This is a genomic window from Paenibacillus tabacirhizosphaerae (assembly GCF_040812395.1).
In the GTDB taxonomy this organism is placed as follows: domain Bacteria; phylum Bacillota; class Bacilli; order Paenibacillales; family NBRC-103111; genus Paenibacillus_E.
This window is the reverse complement of record NZ_JBFNXH010000012.1, coordinates 91,033-115,651: the sequence shown is the minus strand read 5'-3', so window position 1 is coordinate 115,651 and position 24,619 is coordinate 91,033. Positions and strand designations below refer to the sequence as shown.

The window sequence follows — 24,619 nt, the reverse complement described above, 5'->3', positions numbered from 1 at the left end:
TTAGCGTGTATCTAAACATGGAAAGGTTGGAACGAGATCAGATGAAAAATTTAATGATGGCTAAGAAAACCATTTTTGGCGCATCCTCCGCTTTTATCCTATTGAATCTTCTGACCGCTTGTGCGACGAATTCGGCCGCTCCGACAACGGCCACGCCGCAGGCGAACAAAGCGCCTGAAACGGCAGCTGGCGCAGCGGCTACAACGGCGCCTGCCGGCTTACAAACCGCGAGCTTTAAGACAGGCAAAAAAATTACTGTTGCCTATTCAAGCAGCACGTGCGAAGCGCCGACGTTTGCGGCGTGGAAGAAAGGTTTTTTCGAAGCGGAAGGCTTGGAGCCTGTGATGGAAAAAATGGACTTCAACACGCTGAAGAACGGCATTGCCACAGGGAAAGTCGATGCCACACAAGGGAACTTCTCCTGGTTCAAGCCTGCTGAGCAAGGGCTGGATGTCAAGCTGACCGGCGGTTTGCATGCCGGCTGTATTCAAGCTGTAGCGCCAGCGGGCTCAGGCATTACGGCGGTTAAAGATCTGAAAGGCAAAACGATCGGCGTTGATGCGATCGGCGGAGGCCCGATGATCACACTTTCCATCGAGCTGAAAAAGCTGGGCATTGATCCGAAGAAGGATGTTCAGTGGAGAGTGTACCCGTCCGACCAACTCGTTACCGCTGCAGAGAAGAAAGAAATCGACGCTTTCATCGTCTGGGATCCGGCAGCTCAAAAGTCGATCGACGAGAATAAGTATGTCCGTATTCTTAGCAATGCGCATGACGAACCGTACAAATCCGGCTATTGCTGCTACTCTTTTGTGAGCGGAGAGCTTGCCAAGAAAGATCCGGAAAAGGCAGCTGCCTATACGCGGGCTATTCTTAAAGCGGCGGAGTGGGTAGGCACACATCAAACCGAAGCCGCTCAGCTGGAAGTAGACAATAAGCTGGTTGGCGCCGATTTGGCGACCAATGAGAAACTGTTGAAAGATTACTACTGGAGACCAAGTGTCAACACGGCCGTTGAAAATGCGAAATTCTTTATCGGAGCTCAGAAGGAGCAAGGGGTATTAGATGCTTCGACGGATGAAAAAGCGCTTGCTGACCGTTTAGTCTTTAAAGCGATTCCTGATTTTAACGGAAGATGATCAGCGGTTGGGATCGCGAGTTTCTAGTCGCTAAGGCCTATGAAGCGGGTTTTCCGGATGGAAAAGGAGGAGCAAGGATGAAGCGCTACAAAATCATAATCGCGGTTGCGGCTTTACTAACGATCGGCGTTATATATCGGTACATTCCGCATTCCGTGTTCGCGAAGGAACCGGCAATTGCTTCCTCTCAGGGAACTGCAGGCGAACTTCCCTCGTGCCACATCCCCGACGATGGGGGCCCTATTGTTGTTCCTGAACAAAAGAAATAAGCAGTCATTTAAATCTAACTTGGAGTGTGACTTCCTACATGGCAACACTTAATGAGTATTTGGTGCAAAAGAAAGAGGCAGCTCAGCTGCGGCAAGAAAAGGCGCTTAAGCAGCCTGAGCAGGCAGGCGTGAAACTTCAGGCGAAGGTACGCGCGTTAGGGCGCAGCGGCGTTCGGGAGATTCGCATCCGCGATTATCAAATCATTAGCGACAGCCCTCCGGATTTTGCAGGGTATGATCTGGGCCCCTCTTCACCGGAGCTGCAGCTTGGCGTGCTCGGCAGCTGCCTGACGCACATTACGCTGATCCAGGCCGCTTTGCGAGGCGTCTCGCTCGACTCCGTGGATGTGGAAGTGAGTGGAGAATTGCATGCCTTAGCTGGCAAGGCCGGATTTGAGCATATTCCCGTCCATCCGCATAATATCAGCTATAAGCTTCATATCGGCAGCAAGGAATCGGCTGAAACGATAGCAGCCCTCCATGAGGCTGTTGAGCTGGCTTGCCCGATCCTGAATTTGCTTGCTAATCCGCAGCACATTCAAGGCGAAGTCATTATCCACAGCAGCTAGAAGTTAGGGCTGCGCTGGTGTAGAGAGGTGCCCGCTTGCTGAACCGTCAGCATGCCGGGCATTTCTTTTTTACAAATGGATCTGCGTGATCGTTGTTTACGGTCTTAAAAACAACTTGTTTGCATACATATATATGAAAATGAAAACGCTTCAGGTTCAACAGCTAAATCTATCAATGAGGTGAAACAATTATGAGTACAGGCAAGAACAAGCTTACGACCAGCTGGGGGGCGCCGGTGGGGGATAACCAGAACTCCCTAACAGCCGGTTCGCGGGGACCCACGTTAATTCAAGACGTCCACCTCCTGGAGAAGCTGGCGCATTTCAACCGGGAGCGCGTACCTGAGCGGGTGGTCCATGCGAAAGGCGCAGGCGCACATGGCTATTTCGAAGTCACGAACGATTTGACGGCGTACACGAAAGCGAGCTTTCTCTCCGAAATCGGGAAGCGAACGCCGCTGTTCGTGCGCTTTTCTACGGTAGCCGGCGAAAATGGCTCAGCGGATACCGTTCGCGATCCGCGCGGATTCGCGGTGAAATTTTATACGGATGAAGGGAACTATGACTTGGTGGGCAACAATACGCCGGTGTTTTTTATCCGGGATGCGATCAAATTTCCTGACTTTATTCATACACAAAAACGCCACCCGCAAACCCATTTGAAAAATCCGAATGCGATATGGGATTTCTGGTCGTTATCGCCAGAATCTCTGCATCAAGTGACCATTCTGATGTCAGACCGGGGGATTCCGGCGACGCTGAGACATATGCACGGCTTCGGCAGCCATACATTTAAATGGGTGAATGCGGAAGGCCAGGGAGTTTGGGTGAAGTATCATTTCAAAACGGAGCAGGGCATTCAAAATCTGGCTGCTGAAGTTGCGGCGCAAATCGCCGGCGACAATCCGGATTATCATACGGAGGATCTCTTCAATGCCATTGAGCAGGGAGATTACCCGGCGTGGCGCCTTTGCGTGCAAATCATGCCGTTAGAGGACGCAAATACGTACCGCTTCGACCCTTTTGATGTGACCAAAGTCTGGTCTCAGAAGGATTACCCGTTGATTGAAGTCGGACGCATGGTTCTCGACCGGAACCCGGCGAATTATTTTGCTGAAGTCGAGCAGGCGACGTTCTCCCCTGGCACGTTAGTTCCCGGAATTGAGGTTTCGCCGGATAAAATGCTCCAAGGCCGCTTATTTGCCTATAGCGACGCGCATCGATACCGCGTAGGCGCCAACCATCAAGCGCTGCCGATCAATCGCCCGCATCATGAAGTGAACAATTATCAGCGGGACGGTCAAATGCGGTTCGATGCCAATGGCGGGGGCTCCGTTTATTATGAACCGAATAGCGCAGGCGGGCCTGCCGAAACACCGGAGAACAAGATAGCCGCATACGAAGTCACGGGCGAAGCCGACAGCGTGGCTTACGATCGCGATGATCATTATACGCAAGCTGGCGACCTGTACCGGTTATTAAGTGAAGAAGAGCGCACCCGCCTTGTGCAAACGATCGTTGGCGCGATGCAGCCTGTTGAGCAAGATGAGATCAAACTTCGGCAAATCGCCCACTTTTCCCAAGCAGATCCGGAATACGGCAGACGTATCGCCGAAGGGCTAGGTTTAGCTTAACTGCTAATAAACACGGTTGCTCATCTGCGAAAGACCTTGAAAAAGGTTATCCCATACAACGAGGTGATCATCATGGGAACCCGTTTATTATCGGAGCAGCGAATTAAAGACCGTTTTCCGCAAATCAGATATATTCGCATTCATACGCATGGCAAATATTCAGCTACGATCTATGCGTGGAACGAAAATCTGCAATTGCCTGACGCCGAGATGCGCAGCATCAGGCAATTTGCTTCAGATTACTTACAGCCTTATATTTGCTTTCAAGTGAAGGCTTACAACATGATACAAGCGGATAACGTGCCGCAAATCAGGGAGCTTCCGGAAGCGATTAAGAAAACGGCGTTGAGCAGAAATCTCAATCAACACGGTATTACCGCAGCGATCAACCGGTTATTCCCGCTCGGCCGGCTGTCTTTCGAAGGGTATGATGCAAGTAACGGAATTATTCATTTTGTTTTTCACGCCATCACGGTCATTGATCATAAGGACAAAGAACGGATTATCCATTATGCTTCTGAAATGATACCAATCGGATCGAGCTGTGATGTGACCTTTATGTAAGCATACTTACTACTACGAATGTAATGAATGAATGAATGTATGTTGTCCAATGACACAAATGTGCCTACATTAACTTTTCAGCAAAAGCTTGAGAAATCAGGCTTTTCTATTTTTATGTAGGGAAAAATGTAATCATGCTCCTCCAATTTGCATTGCACAAAACGGGATGTGGCGGCTAACAATAAGGAAGGAAAGGGTTAATAAAAAGCTTATGTCTCCATATCGGAAACATAAGCTTTTACTTGTTTAATGGTTTATAAAACGCTCAAACAATCGTGACTCTAAAACTTCGGGAAGTGGGAGGAAGTAACCTGCTTCAGCGGAGGACTTACACCATTCAAACAAAGTCTCATAATCATTTTGTTCGGTCATGCCACCGAACCAATGTTGTTTAGTTGGAGTTAGGATACTAACCACATTCGTTACATCACAAGGTCCTAAACACCCCGTAAATGAGAGTTGTATTTTTTTTGAAAGCTTATCATTTTTCCAATTACTTTTTAACCATTCAACGGGAACTTCAGAAGCCCCCAATTTCGTTTGACCGCAACAACATCCATTAGCACAAATTAAAACCTGTCCTAAAACTTGAAATTTTGTATCCAGATTCTGCAATTATTTCCCGTCCCTTCTTAAGCAAAGGATGGTTTTCTTTTTGTGCCAAAGAACCCCAAAACAAAACCCAATATCAAAACAATTAGCATTAATGTCCCTGCTCTTAATTGCGCAAAAACGTTAGGCTGCACAGGTGGAACTTCAAAAGAAAAGAAGCCATCAAGAGGTTCAGTCAGCGTTGATTTTTGTGAATTGGGTGAAGAATGAAAGATAAGGTGGTAATTAGCTGTATCTGGAAAAGCATAGTCAAAATCTAACTTTCCGTCTTGAATCTGTGTCCGATTTGAAAACATATTTATGTTATCGTCATCGTGATAAAGCGATAGGGAAGTATCCATTCCTTGTATGTACTGACCTGTCTTTGAATCTTGGAAAGTAACAGTAAAATGAGCAGGCTCTCCCTTTTGAACAGGCTCCATTGGATTTAACATTAATTCGGCTTTAACTCCATTTTTTTCAACTACCATAATATGATTGTCAGAAGTTGCTTCGTGTGCCAATGCAGTTGAGGAAAGAGAACCACTAACGAATAAACTTGCAATTAAGAGTAAGGATGCAACAGACGTTGAATAACGATTATTATATTGTGATTGTTTTTTAAATGGATTTTCCAGTCGTTTAGCAAAAATTCCACTGACCATTGCTAACAAAAAGATTGCCATGAACAAGACGATTGTTCGTATGATTTGACCAAGAGGCACATTGACTTTAATGGGTAAGGTAATTTCAATTGGTTTTTCTATTTCATTTGAAGTTGCTTTAATTTTGGCTTCGTATGAACCAGCGTCCCAAAGAATAGACTCCATTTCAATTTTTCCGTCATACAAAATCGAATCCATTTTATAAACAAGCCCAGTGCCTTCAGTGTCCTCACGTAAGTAACCCACATTGAACCAAGGATTTGTCGCCTTTGTTTTAACGATTTCTAACTGGACATTAGCGTTCTTTAACGGTTCTTTTGTTACAGGATTGGTTAATTGGTAAGAGAATTTGGCTGGTTCGTGGGCAACTGGATTTTGTGGTATTAAATAGTCCCCTTTTTCTCCGTAACTTTCGTAAATTGCTACTCCAAATATAAAAGTGCCTATAATCATTACAGGCAAAATGAGTAGCAAAAGAAAACGTAAAAGATTGAACTTCATTATTGTCCTCCTTGAAATAATAATATCTGTGAAAAACTTAGCCACACGGGGGAAGAGGTGATTACGTTAGTGACAAGGAACTATGGTGACGCTATGGCGAGCTGGATGAACTGCATCATGTAACGACATAATCGGTGTAAAGAATAATCCATACAAAGTCAAAGGAATCCAGGAAAGAAGCAAAATCCATTGTAATACAAACATGATTTTGGCGACATTTTGTCCAACGGATATGGAAGCAAGTCTTTGAATTGCGATATTCATTGTTTCACCTCCTCTAAGCGATTTTTTAAAACATATCCCCCGTATGGCTAAATTTTTCATAGAAAAATGAAAACCCCAACCAAATAGGTTGGGGTAAGAAATTACGAGAAATTAAGCCTGTTGAATTTAACAGGGGTCTCTTCTTACACCGAACCTTATTCCACGAAGGCTATGTATGCTGGTGTTCAAAACTAGGTAGGTCTCCTGGCTTACAGATTAACGCTCTCTTTCGCCTTCCCCAAAAGTATTAATGAGTGGCGTTATGAAAGAGAACTCTGTTTTACAGTGGCGGGTCCGCTCGGGATTTTCACCCGATTCCCTGTTACCCCATGCTCACACAAGGGCACCTAGAATGTTTATGATATGATGTTCTAACTAAGATGAATTAAAACTTATTTATGAGATTAAGTCAATAGTACAATCAATGCTTGCCACATTTAATCTTATTCAGCGATATATCTAATAGAACGTCTAAATAATTAAGCATATTTGTGTTGTGTTGACGCGACAAAAAAGTGCTTAAACAACGCGCGTGATACTTGCCCCTGCATCTTTCTTGGATAGGGATTAAGCAAGCTCCTTAATCGAAAATCGTTTCCTTCTGTACCACAAAAATAACCCTGCTCTGAGCGCATTATCCGCTGCAACCGACAACCATACGGCAGGCAGACCGTAACCTAGTTTCCAGGCAAACACATAGACGCCGAGTGTACGAACTCCCCATATTCCGATGATCGTCACGATCATCGGAAAGCTGCTGTTGCCTCCGGATTGTACGGTGGACGTATCTACTAACACAGATGCTAAAAAGGGCTGCGAGACGGTATCAATCAGCAAGACAATGAACAGCAAATGCAATACTGTCGCATTCTGTGTAAAGAGCTGACCAATCCACGGACTGAAAATTGCTAACAATATCGTAACTAACGTCATGGTGCCGGCCGATAGAATGTAGCACCATTTCCGATACTCTATCAAATCGGACAGATTTTTTTCACCAATCGCTCGCCCGATTAACGAACTGGCTGCAACCGAAAATCCGCTGCCGATCGTATAGGCAAAAGTTGTTAACCGCGATTGCATCGATACTTTGCGCCTTAAGCCACAGCCTAAGGAAGCCGTATATTCGGGCAAGAATCATGGCAAACGCCGCTCCGGCCAAACCTAAACCTTCAAAAGGTCCTAAGCCGAAAATCAACATATAATCCAATACAACATGGACGGCATTCATCTCAATTCCTACAACAAATGGTGTTCGTGTATCCCCGATCGCACGGAATGAAGCAGACTGTGCCGTAAATAATGCGACGAATGGCGTTAACCCTAGGACCACGGTGAAATAAAGCAATGCCGTTTCTGTAAGCTCCGCATCAGTCCCCACTACATGCAGCAACGGGGTAGCCCAAACAATGGAAAGGATTGAAAAGAGCAGCCCAACTATAAATGAAAGAAATAACCCATGAACGATTATGGATTTGCTTCGGTCAACATCCTTTGCACCGAATGCCCGGGACAAAAAAACTGCTATTGTTGTAGAAAGCGCGGTAAAAACACCTACATAGGTCATGCTGTAGATATTGGTTACACCTACCGCATTAATCGCCAAAAGACCTAATTTTGCGATAAAAAATGAATCAACAACGCCAAGCAAACTCTGTAAATAGGATTCGCCAATCGCAGGAATTGCAACTTTATACACTCTTTTGGCGTGGTAAGGAATATCCATTTGTCTTTCCACCTCAGTATAGGTTTGGGTCTGAGTTGCAATTAGCGGATATAATGATCCAGTGCCTTGTTGAGATCATTCAATATCTTCGCGCGATCTTCACCCGGGCCTGCATCCAAAACGCAGCTCTCCAAATGATCTTTTAATAACAGCTTGGCCGCGTTGTCCAGAGCTTTCCGAACTGCTGCGATTTGTAGCAGAATCTCTGAGCAGTCCCGTCCATCAACAGTCATTTCCTTTACCGCGCGCAGATGCCCCTCGATTCTTGACAACCGATTTACGATTTGTTTGCGATGTTTATGTTCATGGTCATGACCATGATGATGGTCGCTATGAGTATGGTCCATCATTTCCACCTCCACGGTCAGTCCTAAAAGATACAATCTAGGGAGATTTGTGTCATTAAGCGCAACCACGCAGTGGAGAAAATGAAATAAGCTTAGTCTTATGACCGTCAAGGTACATGGACTAAGCTTTTTGTATGGAACTCATATGGATGAAAAGATGTGGCTCAGGTAAACACGTAGCGAATAAGCTTAGCAGTTGTTTTACCGCCTGGGATTCGAAGAAACAATACAGACCGACGACTAAGTTTTTGCGGCCGATCCATGAATTGTCCAAGCGTCATTGTTTCATTCACCATGTGATCACCTCTTGGATTAGTTGTTTATAAGTCTATGCGCGAAAGAATTTGTCCTATGCGTAAAAAGCTTGCCGGCAAGTGTTATAATAGTGCTATTATTTTACAAATTTTAGGGCGCTGAGGTGTAATGATGAAAGCGAATTCAATCTTTCCGAGAAGCTTACCCGAAAGCCAAGGGATTGCAGCAGAAGCGATTGCACGTTGTTTGCAAGACATGGAACGTCGTGGCTTGGAGCTTCACAGCTTTATGCTTGTTCGTCATGGACATGTGATCTCGGAAGGCTGGTGGGCACCCTATGCGCCGGAACGGCCTCATATGCTGTTTTCACTCAGCAAAAGCTTTACGTCAACTGCGATCGGCTTGTTAGTACAAGAGGGTAGGATCTCTGTACAGGATCGGGTCGTATCGTTTTTTCCGGAGGATGCGCCTGCTGAGATTTCATCCCATTTGGCCTCTATGACGATTCGCGATTTGCTCGTCATGGGCACTGGGCACGCTGAGGATACAAGCGCCAAGATGCAGCAATCGGACAACTATGTTCGCAATCTTCTAGAGCTTCCGGTCGAGCATGAGCCTGGCACGCATTTCGCGTATAACAGCGGGGCGACCTATTTGCTTTCGGCCATTTTGCAGAAAGTAACGGGGATGACATTGCTTGAGTACCTCCAGCCACGGCTCCTTGAGCCTCTAGGGATCGAGGGAGCGACTTGGGGAAGCTGCCCGCGGGGCATCACCATGGGCGGCTGGGGGATGAAGATCACGACCGAGGACATTGCCAAATTCGGGCAGCTCTATTTGCAAAAAGGGCAGTGGCAAGGCATGCAAATCGTTCCTTCCTCGTGGATCGAAGAAGCGACATCGAAGCAAATTGAAAATGGCGTTGAAGCGGACAACGACTGGCAACAAGGATATGGCTATCAATTTTGGCGCTGCCAGCATGGCGCTTACCGGGGAGATGGCGCTTTCGGGCAATACTGCATCGTCATGCCGGAGCAGGACGCTGTCATCGCGATCACCTCTGGCGTGAACGATACGGGGGCGATCCTTAAGGTCATATGGGAGCAATTGCTGCCTGCGATGAAATCGGAGGAGCTGCCGCCAGACCGTGAAGCGGCTGAGTCGCTCGGCCATCAACTGCGCGGACTTCACCTCGATCCGCCCAAAGCGCATGCAGCCTCTCTACTGGAAAATGACATTTCAGGCATACAGTACGAGCTGGCGGACAATGATAGTAAGCTACGTACAAGTTTCTTTCAATTTACCGAAGAGTACGTGATTCTTACGCTGGACTATGAGGATAGCAAACATACCGTCATCTTCGGAAGAAATCAATGGCACTCAGGCATGTGCTCCATAGGCATGAAAGCGGAAGAACCAGCCTTGGGTTCAGCCACTTGGCAGGATACGAATACGCTTGAGCTGACATTAAGATATGTGGAGACGCCATTTTGCATTACGATGGTGTGCACGTTTGATCAAGGAGGCGTTGAGCTTCTGGTGCGTCCTAACGTTTCGTTCGGCGGCGAGGAGCCTTCCGTGATTGTGGGGAAAGCGCTGACGAGGTGAGCGGGGAATTGGATTTTTGATTGCAGGTGTACGGATCAATGAGTTTCAGCTCTGGGCAAAATGTGGTCGCCTTGTGGTACAATGATCACAGAAACAAATAGGAGATGACAACGAATGAGCGAGCAACTCAATGAACAAGAGCTTTTGCAGTATATTGCCGATAAAACCAAAGTGGATGCGAAAAGCATCGCCCTCGTATTAAAACATGAACAAGCCTTTATTAATAAGGCTCCGACGGATGCGAAAGGTGAAGTCGACATCGATAGCGACGAGCTTCTGGACTATATCCTGAGCAGGCCCGATGTGAAATTGGACGAGCTTACGGTCGATACTATTCTGGAAACAGAGATGGACTATCTGATGAAAAACGGTTTAGCGGGTTATATGGATTAGAAAGATCAGAAAGATCAGGGTACCCGTCGTGGGTATCCTTTTTCATATTCCACGGCATATGCCGCCATACACGCCACCCCTAATGAATAACAATTATCAGAAAGGGATAAATTACAAAATGATCCTTTTTTTAATAGTTCGCAATTCATGAATGCAAATGGGGAAACCGATATGGATGAAACAAAAGGTAAAATCAGCATGCTGCAAATCATTATGGTGATGATGCTGTTCAATGGTTTGACCAGCCATGTGATTGTGAATCCTCTCATTCTGGATGCATCCGGCAGAGATGCGTGGATATCTGTTCTTATTACGGCTGTCCTATATATGCCTTGGTGCGCGCTTCTTTTCTATATTATGAAAAAATCAGGCCAACAAAAGCTGCATACATGGCTGGCCAACCAAACGAGCCCCATTGTGGCTTGGCTGATCCTTGTGCCGATCTGCCTGGAATTGTATTTGATTGGCGGCATGACGGTCGTTCATACGGCGATCTGGACGGTTACGAACTATTTGCCTGCGACCCCGCAATACGTATTGATTATTACGCTGGTCATTATTTGCTATTACTCGGCCCGAAAAGGACTGCATACCATTACAATTGGTGCGGGCATCCTGCTTCCCGCCGTTGTTTGCCTCGGCTTTTTTGCCTCGATTTCAAATATGCCGGAGAAAGACTATGCGCTTCTTAAACCCTTTCTTGAATCCGGATGGAAGCCGGCCTTGAATGGTATCGTTTATGCAGGTGGAGCTTTTGTAGAAATTACGCTGATGCTGCTCATGCAGCATAGGTTGAAATCGAAAGTTCGGGTATGGCAAATGATGCTGCTAGGCATGATTCTGGTGTACATTACACTAGGCCCGCTTATCGGAGCGATCACGGAATTCGGACCCAAAGAAGCGGCCAAACAGATGGTGTCTCCCTACGAGCAATGGCGTCTTGTGAAAATCGGCTCCTATATCGAGCATGTCGACTTCTTGTCGGTTTTTCAATGGTTGTCCGGAGCAACGATTCGAATCTCTCTTGCTCAGTTTTTATTAGCCGAGCTGTTGCCATTTAAGGAAGTAAAATGGCGAGGCCGGTTCGTTCTGATGATTACACTAAGCTACATTGTGTTAGCCATCATTTTTACGGATCAGAATACGTTTTATTTGTGGATGTATAAAGTTTATTTTCCCGTTTCCTTGATTACCACCTTGATCCTGACAGGTGTTTTGGCTGTAATTGCTTTCTTTGCCAAACCCGCCAAGGAGGGAGCAGCATGAATGAAACCCGGATTGTATCTGGCAACATAACGACGGAGGAAATGCTGCGGCATTTATTCGCGGATTGCTCCGATGTGCAAATTCAGCTGTATTACTTTGATGAAGATGATCCGTCGTCGAAGGTTCTGATGGTCTATGCAGAAGGTCTATGCGATACGATTCAAATAGGGCGACTCGTCCTCCCGGAGCTGAATACCGTCTATCGGGAGACTGGTTTCGAATATTTGCAGAACGGGTATGTGCTTGGTGCGTTACCGCTCATTTCTTTAGAAGGCGCAGTAGCGGAGGAAGAAATGACGGACGCCGTCTTTCAAGGGGATCTTCTTCTCGTTTTCCTGGAGTCGGATGCGATGTATAAGCTGAACATCTGCAATCGGCCGCAGCGCTCGCCAGAGGAATCAAGCATTGAGATTTCTATTAAAGGTCCAAAGGATGGATTCGTAGAAGATTTGGCGACGAACATTGCCTTGATCCGCAAACGAATTCGCAGCAATTCGTTATGCTGCGAAACGACCATTCTCGGGCGTAGAACGAGGACGAAAGTCGGACTCATGTATATCCGGGACATTCTGGCTCCTGATATCTTGGCTGATGTTCGTGCTCGACTGGACAAAATCGATGTCGATGGCATCTACAGCATCAGCCAGTTGGAGGAAGCGCTAGCCGACTCGAAATATGCGCTTTTTCCCTTAATTGACTTCTCAGGCCGTCCCGATTATGCAGTCAATTGCTTACTTTCCGGGAGATTTATTATTCTGGTGGATGGCAATCCGCTCATACTAATGGCGCCGGCAACTTTCTCGCTTATTTTGAAATCGCCTGAAGACATCCATTTCGGTTTTCAATACGTTTCGTTCGCACGTTTGATCCGTTTCTTCAGTTTTTGGTGTTCCATTCTCCTGCCAGGCTTCTGGGTGGCCCTCACCGCGTTCCATCAGGATGAAATTCCATTTCGGCTCATGGCGACGATATCGGTGGCGCGTATTGGCCTGCCATTATCCGCTCAAATGGAAATGTTTACTTTGCTGTTGCTGCTGGAAATTTTCCGGGAAGCAGGGGTCCGCTTGCCGAGCTCAATCGGCCAAACCTTAACGGTCATTGGCGGGTTGGTCATTGGGGACGCCTCTATACGCGCGGGGTTGGTTTCGCCTTCTGTCGTCGTGGTCGGAGCGATTACTGCAGTGATGGGCGTTACGCTTGTCAATCAGACCTTGGGCACTGTCGTCAGTGTGATCCGGTTGCTTATTTTTCTTGCCTCCTCGGTCGTTGGTATGTACGGGCTCATTTTAGGGTTGATTTTGTTGATTTTCCATATGTCCAGACTCAAATCATTTGGCATTCCTTATTTGTCCCCGTTGTCTCCGCCTATTTACAAAGACTTGCTAAGGAGCTTTTTAAGGTTCCCCTGGAGTAAAATGCAAAATCGTCCGGAAGTTCTGCATACGGGCGATCCAGATCATGCAGGGAAAGATGCCGAATGAGGAAAGCCAGTCTTATAATTGTTACTGCCTGCCTCTTTCTGCTAAGCGGGTGTTGGAACTCCAAAGATATCCAAACGATGGCGTATGTCACCGCGGTCGGACTAGACTATGAGAACGGGAAATATATCAGCTATGTGCAGATTCTTAACTTTGTGAATGTAGCCAAAAGCGAGTCGTCGCAAATAGGGAAAAATGTCCCCGCATGGATTGGGAAAGGGGAAGGCATCACGGTTACGGAATCGTTTAATGCGATTTACTCCACCTCTCAGCTGCGCGTGTTTTGGGGGCACGTGAAAGCGGTCGTTTGCAGTGAACGATTTCTGAAAAATGGTCAAAGAGTCAAAGAAGCTTACGATATGATGAACCGTTATCGTGAAATTCGGTATAATGTCTTGTTGTTTGGCACAAAAGAGCCGCTGCGTGACTTATTTGTACAGAAATCCATTCTAAATTTCTCGCCGTTAGATTCCCTTTTGGACAATCCTTCGCAGATTTATTCCCAACGCTCGTACATCATGCCGCTTTACGGCTTCAAACTGATTGCACAATCGAATGAAGCAGGGCAGTCCGCTATGCTTCCTTCGATTTCCTTTGATAAGGAGTCATGGACCGAAGATAAACAAGCGAAATCAATGTTCAGGATCGACGGAGCTTATTATTTTCATAACGACAAGTTTCTGGGATGGATGTCAGAGAAAGAGCTTGAAGGATTCCGGTGGCTGCAAGAAAAATTGCAGCGTTCCCCTATCCACATTCCAGACACGAGAGCACCAGTCGCAGCAATTGTCATGCTCAAACCGAAATCGCGTATATTGCCGATCATTAGGGATGGTCAAGTGTACTACAATATTACCTTACACATTAACTCCTATTTGGATGAACTGGTTAGCGACATCACGAAGGAAGATATGGAGAAGCAAGCAGCTCAAGTGATTGAGGATCAGATTAGAAGCACTTTCGAAATAGGGCTGGGCAAGCATATCGACGTGCTGCAATTGTGTGAACGGCTGTACCGTAAATATCCCCAAAAGTGGCATGAACTGCACGGTCGCGATGATTTCATCTTGAATGCCGAGTCGCTCGATCGTGTTGACGTCAAAGTGAATTTACGCCACACCGGCAAATACAAAGGAAGAGCAAATTGAACTAACCTATCTGTGGTTGGGTATGGATCCAAGCCTAATCAGACAGCATCGCTGCTGCCTGATTAGGCTTTTTTGATCCAGTGGAATCAGATCTGATCCTGTGCGGCAGATGAGACAAGCAGATGGACTAGTCCTTGCTATGCTCCTCATTTTGGATACAATGATAAGTAGAACAAATAACAACTAAAAGGTGAAAGTAATGAGAATAGCTTTTTTTGATTCTGGGATAGGCGGCATTACGGTATTAGCTGAAGCGATGAAACAATTGCCCAATGAGGATTTTATATATTTCGCGGATACGCTCCATGTTCCTTATGGTTCAAAATCGAAGGAAGATGTTTTTACCTATGTGAACCAATCCGTTGAACGCATTATTAAGGAAGAGGTAAAAGCGCTTGTTATTGCCTGTAATACAGCAACGAGCATAGCGGTATCAGAACTAAGAAACAAGTATGACATCCCCATTGTCGGCATGGAGCCCGCTGTGAAGCCAGCACTTGAGATGAATCGCTCCACGGGGAAAAGAGTGCTGGTGCTTGCCACGCCGCTAACCTTGAAACAGTCTAAATATACGGAGCTAGTCTCGCGAATTGACGATCATTATCTCGTTGACTCTTTGCCTCTCCCGGAACTAGTTGAGTTCTGCGAGCATTTAGACTTTGACGGACCGGCGATCATCGATTATTTTCATGGCAAATTAGCCAAGTATGATTTGAGCGCATATGGCACCATTGTGCTTGGATGCACGCACTACCCTTTCTATAAAAGCTTGCTGAGAAGGATTCTGCCGAGTCATATGCATATCGTGGATGGAAGCGTCGGAACCGTCAATCGATTAATTCAACTATTAAGCAGCAAAGACGAAGGATTCAGTGCAAAGGGGCGAGGAAGCATTACATTTCTTTGTTCTAATGATGACCAGGCCTACATAAATAAGATGGAAACGGCACTTCAGAGGTTTCTGGAGATATAATCGGCAAGCGCAACCTTTTTCTCCCAGTTTCGTAAGATAGGGGGACAGGAGGCGATGGGATGAGGTTATATTTTCGTGATCATTTTTTCAATGCGGGGCAGACAGACATCTTAAACGAAAGTAACGAACGGGTTGGAGAGGTCGATTTGCGGAGCGCGTTCGGCTCAGCGCTTGACGTGTTCGACAGAAATGGAAGCCACCTGTATGGCGGGAAATTTCCGATGCTATCGAACAAGTGGATTGTGACTGGGCCTGATGGAGAAGAATGCGGTCAGCTCCGATACAGGACGTCATTCCTGTCCAAACGATTTGAGTACGATGCATACAGAAGAGGCGTATTTGAAATCACCTCGCCTGCGTTTTCGCGTGAATATGAGATCTGCGATGAGCAAGAGAACGTAACGGCTTCATTTGAAAAAGTGAGTGGTTGGTTCGCTGCATCAGCCTATTGTCTAGAAAATCGCACCAGCAGATTGGACAGCTATGAGTGGATTGCCGTTATTCTGGGCATGCATGAAATTCAGAAAAGGCAGCGGAGTTAATGTATGTTTACAGTGTTAGGGAGGGGCGGTTATCGGAATGTGGACACGTAGGGAGTTAAAAGCAAGAGCAAAGCATGTGCTGAGAACGTCGTACTGGAAGGCGTTGGTCGTTAGTTTGCTGCTCGCGTTTATTAGCGGGGAGTTGCCGACGGGCCCGTTCAATTTTGGAGGAGGAGGACGAGGCGGAAACCATATCGATTCGTCGACGTCGATATCTAATTTTACAGATGGATTCGGTGACATACCGACTGGAGCGCTTATAACTATTATTGCTTTTGGAATTGTGATCGCGGTTATAGTCGCGCTGGTCGTAATTGCTTTTCGCGTTTTTGTGTGCGCCCCGCTTGAGGTAGGTATAAGACAATATTTCAAACAGGCTGCGCAATCCGATGTGAGAATGGATTACTTGGGGTATGCTTTTATCCAAGGCAGGTATTTGGCGAATGTGAAAGCCATGCTGTGGAAGGACTTTCTGAACTTCTTATGGTATCTGCTCTTCCTTGTTCCAGGTATTGTGAAGTCCTATGCCTACAGTTTGGTGCCCTACATTCTGGCTGATAATCCGGGCATTGGCACGTATCGCGCTGTCGAGTTAAGCAACCGGATGACTCGAGGCCATAAGTGGAAAATGTTCGTACTGGATCTTTCCTTTATCGGCTGGTATTTGCTTGGAAGCATCGCGCTGCTCGTGGGTGTCTTGTTCGTCTTGCCTTATGTCAATTCAACCAAGGCTGAGCTTTATCTGGCTATTCGCGGGCAAGCGCTGAGTGAAGGGATATGCTCCAGTTCAGAGCTGAATTTGCCTGAATGGGTGTAGGATGCAATGAAAAACCGCCATTTGAATGTGGCGGTTTTTCCGTTCTTAGCAGGAAATTATAGCGTCGAGGACGCCTGGCTTAGCAGACTCGACAGTTGATCCGTGTCAACCGGTTGGCCTTGTCGTAACTTAATCGTCTTCCTTTCGGGAGGACCGTCGAACAATCCCTCCGGAAGTGCAAGTTCACTTGTGTTAAAGATTGTAAAGCTAACGGCGTCTTTGGACGTTGAAATGACGGCGGCGTATTTTCCATTTTTCAAAAAATGGGGTTTCTTATACTGCACTCGCTCCTGTATATCTGGAATCGCCTGGTGGACGACCGCGCGAAGGCGCGTGCAGAGCTCTCCTTGCCAAGGTTCTTTTACCGCTTCGATAAAAACCGTTACTTCAGGATTCATCGGGAAATCTTCCTTTCTGTCAGTGGTTAGTTTACTGCTTGACAATCTGCCGCGTAATGCCAATATGGTCTCTCGCCTCGGCACTGTGGCCGACTTTAACCAGCAGGCCGCGGCGAACCGAGTGAGCTCATGTATGCATTCGCCATCTACCAGAAAATTCCTGCGGACTAGTTTACTGCAAATTCTTCGCGCAGATAATCAAATACACGTTTGAAAATCCCAAGAGTTTCCGCTTTCTGCGCATGCAGAGCCGTTTTGTCGAACTTAATCTGCTCGAGATCCTGTTCGATCAGCAAGAGAAGCCAGAGCGAGTATAAAGCGCAATAGAGATGATAGTCGTTAATGAAGGATGGCGTTGTTGATCTGTGCTGTGCATGCCGTGCCGAGATGTAAGCCTGCAAAATGTCGACACGGACGGCCTGTTCCAGCACCGGTCTTCTGTACATCGGGCTTGTGATATCCATAAGGCAGTAGAGATCCCAGAATACGCTGTTCTTATGCAGGTATTCCCAATCCAAAATAATGAGCTTGCCTCCTTCTCTCGCGAGATTTAGCGGATAATAATCTCCGTGACAGACGACGCGTTCGCCAGCGATGTTAGGGCGACGCAGAATTTCACGTTGAATATAATCGAAGTCGCTTGAATCAAAGCCATTTGCCAGCAAGTATGCCCGCATGATATCGGCTTTCGCTAATAAATCAGCTTGAATCTGGGAAGCTAGTGGCATGTGCCCTTCAAATTCATCAGGGACGATATCCGGCACCAATAAGTGCCATTGGGGAATTGCCGCTGCCGCTTCGTTTAACACATCTTGGTCAAAACTATGCGTTAATACGCCCATGTCTTCATAGATGATCCAGTACAATTTCGGATTATTTGCCTTCGAGGACAAGTGAATGCGGGGAGTGAGCACTTCCGGCAGACGCGGAGCGAGATGTTGTTGAACCCATACTTCTTTACCCATACTTGAATCGTTCGTGAGGGGCTTGAAAATATAGCTGCTCGGACTCTGAGGATGGTTAACTCGTACTCGTTCTACGGCATTGCCGTTGCGGCCTATATAAATGGTTTCTCGATGGTGGGGAACAGAAGTAAGCAATTCGCCAGAATCGGAGATGTCTAAATCGAAGGGCTTCATCTTAGTCGCCTCGCTATCCATGGGGTTGGGACCCATTTGGGAAATATGATATATTGTGATTATATCTCAAAATATTGTTGAATACATCCCGGAAGGAAGGTCTTTATGCTGCACGTGCTCGTAGACGAGAAAGATGAGACAGCGTGGTACCCTAATTATTTGCGGCTTGAGAAAAGGGCTGGAGGCCGCAAACGTGCCTTTTGTCTATTCGCCTTCATTGCCCGAAGATCCATCTACTCCTGTGTTAATTACGCGATATACCCTTTTTGACCTCTTCAAGCAGGCGGAGGTAATGCAACTCTGCAAGAAACGGAGATATCGCCTGCGAAGGAGAAGCTCGTTGTGTTTCCTGGCAGGATGAATGAATTTTATCAGCCGTATTTGTCCGTACGCTTGGCTTTTGAGTTCATGGAAAGAGGCTATCGGGTTGTCGTGGCTTCTCCTGTGAACCCTTTGTCCCATTATCCCGTCCCCTTGTGGCGTGAACTCGGCATTGAAGTTGGGCGGCTTCCCCATGCTGAATACTACAAATTGCTAGCCAAAGCCAAAGCGGCCGTTTCAGTTACGATTGGCGGAAGTTTGACCTTAGCGTTATATGAAGCGCAGCTGTTAGGCGCTACGCCGATCGCCCCGATGGGACGAGCGGATCTTCCGCCGTTTACGGAAATGTATCACCCCAGATACGACCTTCTGAATCCTCGGCAAGCGATTGACATGGTTGAAAATAATGTCCGTGTTGAGATTGAGTCCAGATGGTTCAGTATCGATGCTTATGTGCAGACAATTATGGATGTCATTGAGGACCGCTAACGGAAATTGCATAGATGATCCCATAAGGAACGATTAACAGAGGCATTAAATTTGAAATGACGGACAGGAGATTAGATACGATGATAAAAGGTTTCGGAGGAATATTTTGGAGAACTAAGAATCTTGAAGTTATAAAAAAATGGTACAGTGAAGTGTTGAAGATTGAAATAGAAAATTGGAATGGGACTGTGATAAAACCCGAATTAGGAAATGAGACCATCTTTTCTTTCTTTACTGAGAATGACAGTTATTTTCCAACAGAACAACAAGTGATGTTAAATTTCCAAGTACATAATCTAGACGAGACGATTAAGCATCTTGAACAAATTGGTGTACCTCTTGCAAAGAAAAAAGAGAGTAGTGAATTTGGAAAGTTTATTTGGATTGAAGATCCTGATGGTCGACTGGTTGAGCTTTGGGAGAAATAACGAGTTAGTTGAACAAGAATGGGGAACCTCGACAAATGAAGGTTCCCCTAATTACTATATAAAAATTAACATTTAAATTTAACGGAGCATTGTCTCATATAATTCGATATATGATTTGGCTGAATGCTCCCAGCCTAGCGACTGCGTCATGCATCTGGTGACGAGGGTCTGCCACACGGGTTTGTTGTCGCGATACAGATCGGCCGCTCGGCGGATGGCATCCAACATGACCCATTGATTCGCATATTTGAAGGAGAAGCCTGTTCCTTCGCCGGTTGCTTCATCATAAGGCTGGACAGTATCGCGTAGACCCCCGGTTTCCCGAACCAAAGGCACCGTTCCGTATCGCATGCCGATCAGCTGAGAGATGCCGCAAGCTTCCGTATAGGATGGCATGAGGAAGATGTCGGCTCCGGCATAGGTTTGATAAGCGATATCTTCATTGTAAGCGACATAGCGCATTTTATCAGGGAAAGCTTTCATGATGTTCGTGAACAAATAGTCGTAATAGGGGATGCCGTCACCTACAATGATAAACTGCAAATCATCTTTGAGCAGCTCATGATACGATTTTTCGATGAGGTAGAGCCCTTTCGTAATCTCCAATCTGGATATGATGGCCACGACAGGCACATCTTCCCGAACGGGGAGGCCGAAGGCTTCCTGAAGCTTGCTTTTATTTTGCCGTTTACCGGATAAGTCGTTGGCATCGTAATTCGCATAGAGCCTAGGATCAGTCGCAGGATTGTTCTCGTCCAGATCGATCCCGTTTAATATGCCGTACAAATTTTTCCGGCGTTTGTTGAGAACGGGCGTGAGCGGCTCCATATGGAGCGGGGAGATTTTGCTGATCTCAGCCGCATAGCTGGGACTTACCGTACTCACGGCGTCGGCGAGTTTGATGCCAATTTTCATACAATTGATTTGATTATAGAAGTCGAGACCATGTTCAAGGAAATAGGCCCAATCCATATGCAGAACTTTGGAAGCGTTATCTTTGTGAAATACGCCTTGATAGAGGAGTGCGTGAATCGTGAACAGGGATTTCATCCCACTGTAGAAATCACGAGTGCTATATTCGTTTTTCAGGAAAAACGGAATAAAGGCGGTCAGCCAATCGTTGCAGTGCAGCACGTCGGGTTGAAAGCCAAGGAAGGGAAGGGCCTCCAAGACAGCCTTGCAAAAGAAAACAAAACGCTCCATCTCATCCTCGTAATCATACAGACGGTCCCTGTCGAAATAATGCGGGCAGTCGATAAAATAGACGATATTCCCATTGTATTCAATCATCTCTACAACAGCTTGAGAGGTTCTGTCGGCGATCTGAATATCGATGGCAGCGACAAATTTAAGTTGATCGTTGTAATGGTCTTTCACGTTTCGGAATTTCGGCATCATGATTCGTACATCGTATCCATGCGCTCTTAGGGACTTCGGAAGAAATGCCGATACATCGGCAAGTCCGCCTGTTTTGGCAAACGGGTACACTTCGGTGGAAATATAGAGGGTTTTCACATTGTTGGTCATTGTACATCCTCCGTCCCGATTAGGGGAGTATCCGAGTTGGCGGTTAGTTCCATACGCCGGAATGCCTCTTCCGGGCCTTGCTCCTGTAAGATTTCTATGCCCGCGCTCATCGCTTTCCAAGTCGTAATAATGGCTGGATGAATGGGCATCGGCCTGCTGGTTGGCAGCAGCGATAAGATCGCTTGGGTATTGGGCGAGCTTTTCGTAAGCAAATCTTGTTGAACCCTCGTATTCGCCGGAATGCGCTGGACGCGGTTCACCCATTTCAACTGGCATTCCTCGCTCAGCATGAAGCTTGTAAAGGAGAGGATCTGTTCACGAGCATCGGAATCGAGCGAACCGTTAGGATAAACAAAGCCGATGGATGAGGTCATGGAAATGGAAGGGTTTCCTCCAATATCGGGAAGTTTGGAAACGGTCAATTTGTCTTGCAGATTCCGGCTAAGATGGGTATAAATCCATTCCCCGCAAAGAATAGCCCCCAGCTTGCCGTTAATGAAGTCATCCAACAAAGCAGTAGACCCGTCCAAACTTGCTACAATTCCTTGTTCGAATGCATCGCTGACGAAAGCTAAGGCTTGCTTCATTTCTTCATTATCAAGATGAGGCTTGCCGTCCCTCATCGGCCATCCGCCGAAAGCAGAGAGGAGAGGGACGAACCAATAGGATTGTTTCAAATCTGCCCCTATGGGTGTGATTCCTTTATCGAGCAGCATACTTGCTGTTCGTGCAATTTCTTCCCATGATGCGGGGGGAACCGGATAGATATCTTTATTCGAATAAAGTACGAGATGATTGCCAGTTAATATCGGGATGCCTAATTGCTTTCCGTTCATGGTCATAGAAGCTAGCGAATCCTGGCCCACGAGATCGAGGAAAGGCTCGGCAGGCACTTCCGCGTATTTCGCTTGCTCAGCGAATACGAGCATGTCCGCAGGAACGAAGGCAATATGCGGCCCTGCTCCCGTGTTGGCGATATCCACTAAACGGCGCCCCAAATCGTGAATACTCATCACTTCAGGGATCACCTTGACACCATAGCGCTCCGTATATAATTCGCAAATCTCCTCTAAAACTTCAATGGATGTGTCTCCAGGTCCGTCAAACTCGTGCCAAATGACGATGGGCTTGCCGCTATCCACTTTACTTGTCATCATTGTTCCCCTTTGCGAGTGTAGTTGTTTGAATGAAACGCGCTTTGGTTTTCATGCCAAATGTGCGTTAGTGAAGTCTTAAAGATGAATTGCGCAAACGTTTGCGCAAGTTCGCATGCAAGAAATATATCATGACCTTCATGTCGAAGTAAGGAAAATTATGTCGAACCCCAGATGTTTTCATTTTGTTCATATTTGATTGTATCTGCCATAGATCGTGTTTTTGCGTGGGTGAGCGGAACGTGGGTGCGTTATGAGGCGGTATTTTCGGTTGCAGGGGCTTTTCGCGGAACTACCGTACCTTATGAGCAGGAAAAGCTGGGATTTAGGCACAGTTTCGCTCATTTAACGCACCCTAGTTCCTCTTCAGGGGGAGAAAAGGGACGCTACCGTGGAATAAGGCATCGTAGTTCCGTCGTCGATATCGCTGTGCATGGGAAATAGGCGGTCCGGCAGTACCTTCCCCCGTTTTCTTGCGAAGCTTGCGGAGGCGGGATGTATCCGGAATCTTACAACCCCATACCCAGTTCCTTCCCCATGCCAGGACGTAGGGATTTAGACATTTTCTCAGCATGCTTGGAGCATTACAACGATATTTCGAATAAGTATAAGACAATTTCGACATCTTCAAAACCGACTTCACAAATAGGAATTAGTAGTTGTAAGATGATTGGCAAGACGCCCAGCGGTCCACCGAGGGAACGAACAATCCAGCGCGCGGATATGAAAATAAAGGTGGAGATAAGATGATTCGCTTTGTTGTGAAATACGTGCCTGTCATGATTGGCATGTTATTGATTGTGAGTGGTTGCACCTCAAGTGGAAGCGGCGTTACGGCAAGCATAAAGCCAACTGCACAAGCATCAGCGGCACCAAATGGAAAGCCAGGCGGGGAATTGACGTTTGCTTTTGCCGGTCCGTTGCAAGGCGATGTGCTGGATCCGCAGATGACTTCGAACAATAAAAATTTCAGGGTGCTGAGGGCTATTTTCGACAGCTTGGTCGTAGAGCTGCCTGATCATACGTTTAAACCATGGCTGGCTACCTCGTGGACAATCGACTCCAATCAAAAGAGTTATATCTTTAAACTTAGGCAGGATGTCAAATTTCATGACGGAACTCCTTTTAACGCAGAAGCCGTCAAGTTTACCTTTGATCGGATCAAAGATCCTTCGACAAAAGCAGGTTTGGGGGAAGCGGCGAGTTTAGTCGGTCCCTATACGTCTTCGGAGGTCATTGATGATTATACAATCAAGTTGAACTTCAGTAAGCCTTACGTTCCTTTTCTCAGTAATCTGGCCAAAGTGTCGTTAGCTATTGTATCGCCGACAGCCGTGAAGACGTACGGTGACAAGTTCGCGCAGAATCCGGTAGGAACCGGCCCGTTCAAATTCTCGAAGCTTGTTCCAGGCGCTGATGTGTATCTCGATAAATATCCGGATTACAATTGGGCTCCGCCTACAGCCAAACATTCCGGTCCGGCATTACTGGATAAATTGATTATCAAAAGTGTGCCTGAGGAAGCAAGCAGAATTGCCGCTTTGCAAAGTAAACAGGCGCAGGTGGCTGACGGGATTCCACCGCAGAATGTTGTCTCTCTTGGATCAGATCCTAACTTTACCGTGCTGAAAACGGATTTGGCGGGAATTAACTATTCGCTGTGGTTTAATACCAAAAAAGCGCCATTCGACGATGTTCAAGTACGCGAAGCCGTCAAACTAGGCATTGATGTAGATAGCATTGTAAAAACGCTATACCTCGGGACGTATACGAGAGCATGGGGGCCTCTGTCCCCGAATTTATTCGGTTATGATAAGTCGTTGGAAAACACATGGAAACCGGATGTAGCGAAAGCGGGCCAAATTCTCGACGAACGAGGATGGAAGAAGGGGGCGGACGGCATTCGGGAGAAAGAGGGCAAACGGTTTACGATCGAAGATGTGGAATTAATTGGCAATCGGGATAAGCATCAGGATGTTGTCGTCATGGCACAAAATCAACTAAAAGAGCTGGGCATAGAGTTGAAGATTAATGTACTGGCTTCAGGAGGGTATGTCGAAACCGTTCAAAACGGAAAGTATGATTTGGCCGGAGGCAGCTGGGCAGGCACGGATCCAGACGTACTTCGGTTTAAATACAGCTCCGAAAATGCCAACCCTTTGTATAATACGGCACAGGTTAGCGACCCTCAATTGGATCAATGGATGGCCGATGGTTACGCGGAGGCAGATCCGAAGAAGCGCGAGGAGATTTACAAAAAGATTCAGCAATACACCGCTGCCCAAGTTTATTCCGTTCCTTTGCACTTGCTTCCATATACGTTGGCTATCGGTAAAGAAGTTCAGGATATTCGGTTTGACAGCTCTGGGTTGCCTGTTTTTTATGACGCTTGGTTCAAAAAGTAATCGGGCGGG

At 46.6% G+C, this 24,619-nt stretch carries 27 protein-coding genes and 1 riboswitch; of the genes, 16 read left to right on the top strand and 11 right to left on the bottom strand.

Translation table 11 applies throughout. The features are described 5' to 3' along the window. The first annotated feature begins 41 nt into the window (after positions 1 to 41). The 5 genes from ABRS97_RS20015 (at position 42) to ABRS97_RS19995 (ending at position 4,175) form a co-directional block, all read left to right on the top strand. Positions 42 to 1,139: an ABC transporter substrate-binding protein gene (locus ABRS97_RS20015; protein WP_367816891.1), complete on the top strand. Its 1,098-nt coding sequence runs from the start codon at positions 42 to 44 to the stop codon at positions 1,137 to 1,139. Positions 1,140 to 1,216: 77 nt separating this feature from the next. Further along, entirely contained in the window at positions 1,217 to 1,408 is a 192-nt protein-coding gene (locus ABRS97_RS20010) for a hypothetical protein (RefSeq protein WP_367816890.1), read from the top strand. A gap of 38 nt (positions 1,409 to 1,446) precedes the next feature. Next, positions 1,447 to 1,977, top strand: coding sequence for an OsmC family protein (locus ABRS97_RS20005; protein WP_367816888.1), 531 nt, complete (start codon positions 1,447 to 1,449; stop codon positions 1,975 to 1,977). A 191-nt stretch (positions 1,978 to 2,168) separates the two neighbouring features. Continuing rightward, positions 2,169 to 3,611: a catalase KatA gene (gene katA, locus ABRS97_RS20000; protein ID WP_367816887.1), complete on the top strand. Its 1,443-nt coding sequence runs from the start codon at positions 2,169 to 2,171 to the stop codon at positions 3,609 to 3,611. A gap of 72 nt (positions 3,612 to 3,683) precedes the next feature. Further along, positions 3,684 to 4,175, top strand: a complete 492-nt coding sequence (locus ABRS97_RS19995; RefSeq protein WP_367816885.1) for a hypothetical protein — start codon at positions 3,684 to 3,686, stop codon at positions 4,173 to 4,175. Positions 4,176 to 4,421: 246 nt separating this feature from the next. Here ABRS97_RS19995 and ABRS97_RS19990 read toward each other — a convergent pair whose 3' ends face one another. From ABRS97_RS19990 to ABRS97_RS19960, 7 genes are all read right to left on the bottom strand, one after another. Beyond that, positions 4,422 to 4,790, bottom strand: a complete 369-nt coding sequence (locus ABRS97_RS19990) for a (2Fe-2S) ferredoxin domain-containing protein (protein WP_367816884.1) — start codon at positions 4,788 to 4,790, stop codon at positions 4,422 to 4,424. A gap of 17 nt (positions 4,791 to 4,807) precedes the next feature. Next, positions 4,808 to 5,932, bottom strand: coding sequence for a hypothetical protein (locus ABRS97_RS19985; protein WP_367816882.1), 1,125 nt, complete (start codon positions 5,930 to 5,932; stop codon positions 4,808 to 4,810). A gap of 66 nt (positions 5,933 to 5,998) precedes the next feature. Next, positions 5,999 to 6,196 (bottom strand): CbtB-domain containing protein, encoded by a 198-nt coding sequence (locus tag ABRS97_RS19980; protein ID WP_367816881.1) that lies wholly within the window; start codon positions 6,194 to 6,196, stop codon positions 5,999 to 6,001. A 177-nt stretch (positions 6,197 to 6,373) separates the two neighbouring features. Further along, a riboswitch (cobalamin riboswitch) is annotated at positions 6,374 to 6,561 on the bottom strand. A 202-nt stretch (positions 6,562 to 6,763) separates the two neighbouring features. Then, on the bottom strand, positions 6,764 to 7,279 hold the full coding sequence (locus ABRS97_RS19975) for an MATE family efflux transporter (RefSeq protein WP_367816879.1): 516 nt from the start codon (positions 7,277 to 7,279) through the stop codon (positions 6,764 to 6,766). Continuing rightward, positions 7,191 to 7,922 (bottom strand): MATE family efflux transporter, encoded by a 732-nt coding sequence (locus tag ABRS97_RS19970; RefSeq protein ID WP_367816878.1) that lies wholly within the window; start codon positions 7,920 to 7,922, stop codon positions 7,191 to 7,193. The genes ABRS97_RS19975 and ABRS97_RS19970 overlap by 89 nt, the downstream gene beginning before the upstream one ends. Before the next feature lie 41 nt (positions 7,923 to 7,963). Continuing rightward, positions 7,964 to 8,272, bottom strand: a complete 309-nt coding sequence (locus ABRS97_RS19965; protein WP_367816876.1) for a metal-sensing transcriptional repressor — start codon at positions 8,270 to 8,272, stop codon at positions 7,964 to 7,966. A 161-nt stretch (positions 8,273 to 8,433) separates the two neighbouring features. Further along, the gene (locus tag ABRS97_RS19960) at positions 8,434 to 8,565 is read right to left on the bottom strand and encodes a hypothetical protein (RefSeq protein ID WP_367816874.1); all 132 of its coding nucleotides are present in this window, start codon (positions 8,563 to 8,565) and stop codon (positions 8,434 to 8,436) included. Positions 8,566 to 8,692: 127 nt separating this feature from the next. On the opposite strand from ABRS97_RS19960, the gene ABRS97_RS19955 reads away from it, so the two are divergent. From ABRS97_RS19955 to ABRS97_RS19920, 8 genes are all read left to right on the top strand, one after another. Further along, positions 8,693 to 10,132, top strand: a complete 1,440-nt coding sequence (locus tag ABRS97_RS19955; RefSeq protein WP_367816872.1) for a serine hydrolase domain-containing protein — start codon at positions 8,693 to 8,695, stop codon at positions 10,130 to 10,132. Positions 10,133 to 10,246: 114 nt separating this feature from the next. Beyond that, the gene (locus ABRS97_RS19950; protein ID WP_367816870.1) at positions 10,247 to 10,525 is read left to right on the top strand and encodes a hypothetical protein; all 279 of its coding nucleotides are present in this window, start codon (positions 10,247 to 10,249) and stop codon (positions 10,523 to 10,525) included. A gap of 171 nt (positions 10,526 to 10,696) precedes the next feature. Continuing rightward, positions 10,697 to 11,791, top strand: coding sequence for a GerAB/ArcD/ProY family transporter (locus tag ABRS97_RS19945; RefSeq protein ID WP_367816867.1), 1,095 nt, complete (start codon positions 10,697 to 10,699; stop codon positions 11,789 to 11,791). Continuing rightward, on the top strand, positions 11,788 to 13,272 hold the full coding sequence (locus ABRS97_RS19940; protein WP_367816865.1) for a spore germination protein: 1,485 nt from the start codon (positions 11,788 to 11,790) through the stop codon (positions 13,270 to 13,272). The genes ABRS97_RS19945 and ABRS97_RS19940 overlap by 4 nt, the downstream gene beginning before the upstream one ends. Beyond that, positions 13,269 to 14,417 (top strand): Ger(x)C family spore germination protein, encoded by a 1,149-nt coding sequence (locus ABRS97_RS19935; RefSeq protein WP_367816863.1) that lies wholly within the window; start codon positions 13,269 to 13,271, stop codon positions 14,415 to 14,417. Before ABRS97_RS19940 ends, ABRS97_RS19935 begins: the two co-directional genes overlap by 4 nt. 199 nt (positions 14,418 to 14,616) lie before the next feature. Then, a complete protein-coding gene (gene murI, locus ABRS97_RS19930; RefSeq protein WP_367816861.1) occupies positions 14,617 to 15,390 on the top strand; it encodes a glutamate racemase in 774 nt (257 codons plus the stop codon). Between the two features lie 59 nt (positions 15,391 to 15,449). Continuing rightward, the gene (locus tag ABRS97_RS19925; RefSeq protein ID WP_367816859.1) at positions 15,450 to 15,932 is read left to right on the top strand and encodes an LURP-one-related/scramblase family protein; all 483 of its coding nucleotides are present in this window, start codon (positions 15,450 to 15,452) and stop codon (positions 15,930 to 15,932) included. A gap of 37 nt (positions 15,933 to 15,969) precedes the next feature. Beyond that, positions 15,970 to 16,749 carry a DUF975 family protein gene (locus ABRS97_RS19920; protein ID WP_367816857.1) on the top strand — a complete coding sequence of 260 codons (780 nt, stop codon included), beginning with the start codon at positions 15,970 to 15,972 and terminating at the stop codon, positions 16,747 to 16,749. 56 nt (positions 16,750 to 16,805) lie between these two features. Here ABRS97_RS19920 and ABRS97_RS19915 read toward each other — a convergent pair whose 3' ends face one another. Both ABRS97_RS19915 and ABRS97_RS19910 read right to left on the bottom strand, forming a co-directional pair. Further along, the gene (locus ABRS97_RS19915) at positions 16,806 to 17,147 is read right to left on the bottom strand and encodes a DUF1801 domain-containing protein (RefSeq protein ID WP_367816855.1); all 342 of its coding nucleotides are present in this window, start codon (positions 17,145 to 17,147) and stop codon (positions 16,806 to 16,808) included. A gap of 167 nt (positions 17,148 to 17,314) precedes the next feature. After that, on the bottom strand, positions 17,315 to 18,286 hold the full coding sequence (locus tag ABRS97_RS19910) for a phosphotransferase (RefSeq protein WP_367816853.1): 972 nt from the start codon (positions 18,284 to 18,286) through the stop codon (positions 17,315 to 17,317). A 342-nt stretch (positions 18,287 to 18,628) separates the two neighbouring features. On the opposite strand from ABRS97_RS19910, the gene ABRS97_RS19905 reads away from it, so the two are divergent. Further along, positions 18,629 to 19,096, top strand: coding sequence for a hypothetical protein (locus tag ABRS97_RS19905; RefSeq protein WP_367816852.1), 468 nt, complete (start codon positions 18,629 to 18,631; stop codon positions 19,094 to 19,096). 80 nt (positions 19,097 to 19,176) lie between these two features. After that, a complete protein-coding gene (locus tag ABRS97_RS19900) occupies positions 19,177 to 19,524 on the top strand; it encodes a VOC family protein (RefSeq protein WP_367816850.1) in 348 nt (115 codons plus the stop codon). A 78-nt stretch (positions 19,525 to 19,602) separates the two neighbouring features. Here the strand turns inward: ABRS97_RS19900 and ABRS97_RS19895 are convergent, their stop codons facing one another. Further along, on the bottom strand, positions 19,603 to 21,051 hold the full coding sequence (locus tag ABRS97_RS19895; protein ID WP_367816848.1) for a glycogen synthase: 1,449 nt from the start codon (positions 21,049 to 21,051) through the stop codon (positions 19,603 to 19,605). Continuing rightward, positions 21,048 to 22,208, bottom strand: coding sequence for a sugar ABC transporter substrate-binding protein (locus ABRS97_RS19890; protein WP_367816846.1), 1,161 nt, complete (start codon positions 22,206 to 22,208; stop codon positions 21,048 to 21,050). Before ABRS97_RS19890 ends, ABRS97_RS19895 begins: the two co-directional genes overlap by 4 nt. Before the next feature lie 743 nt (positions 22,209 to 22,951). Here ABRS97_RS19890 and ABRS97_RS19885 point away from each other — a divergent pair. Further along, on the top strand, positions 22,952 to 24,610 hold the full coding sequence (locus ABRS97_RS19885) for an ABC transporter substrate-binding protein (RefSeq protein ID WP_367816844.1): 1,659 nt from the start codon (positions 22,952 to 22,954) through the stop codon (positions 24,608 to 24,610). Positions 24,611 to 24,619 lie beyond the last annotated feature (9 nt).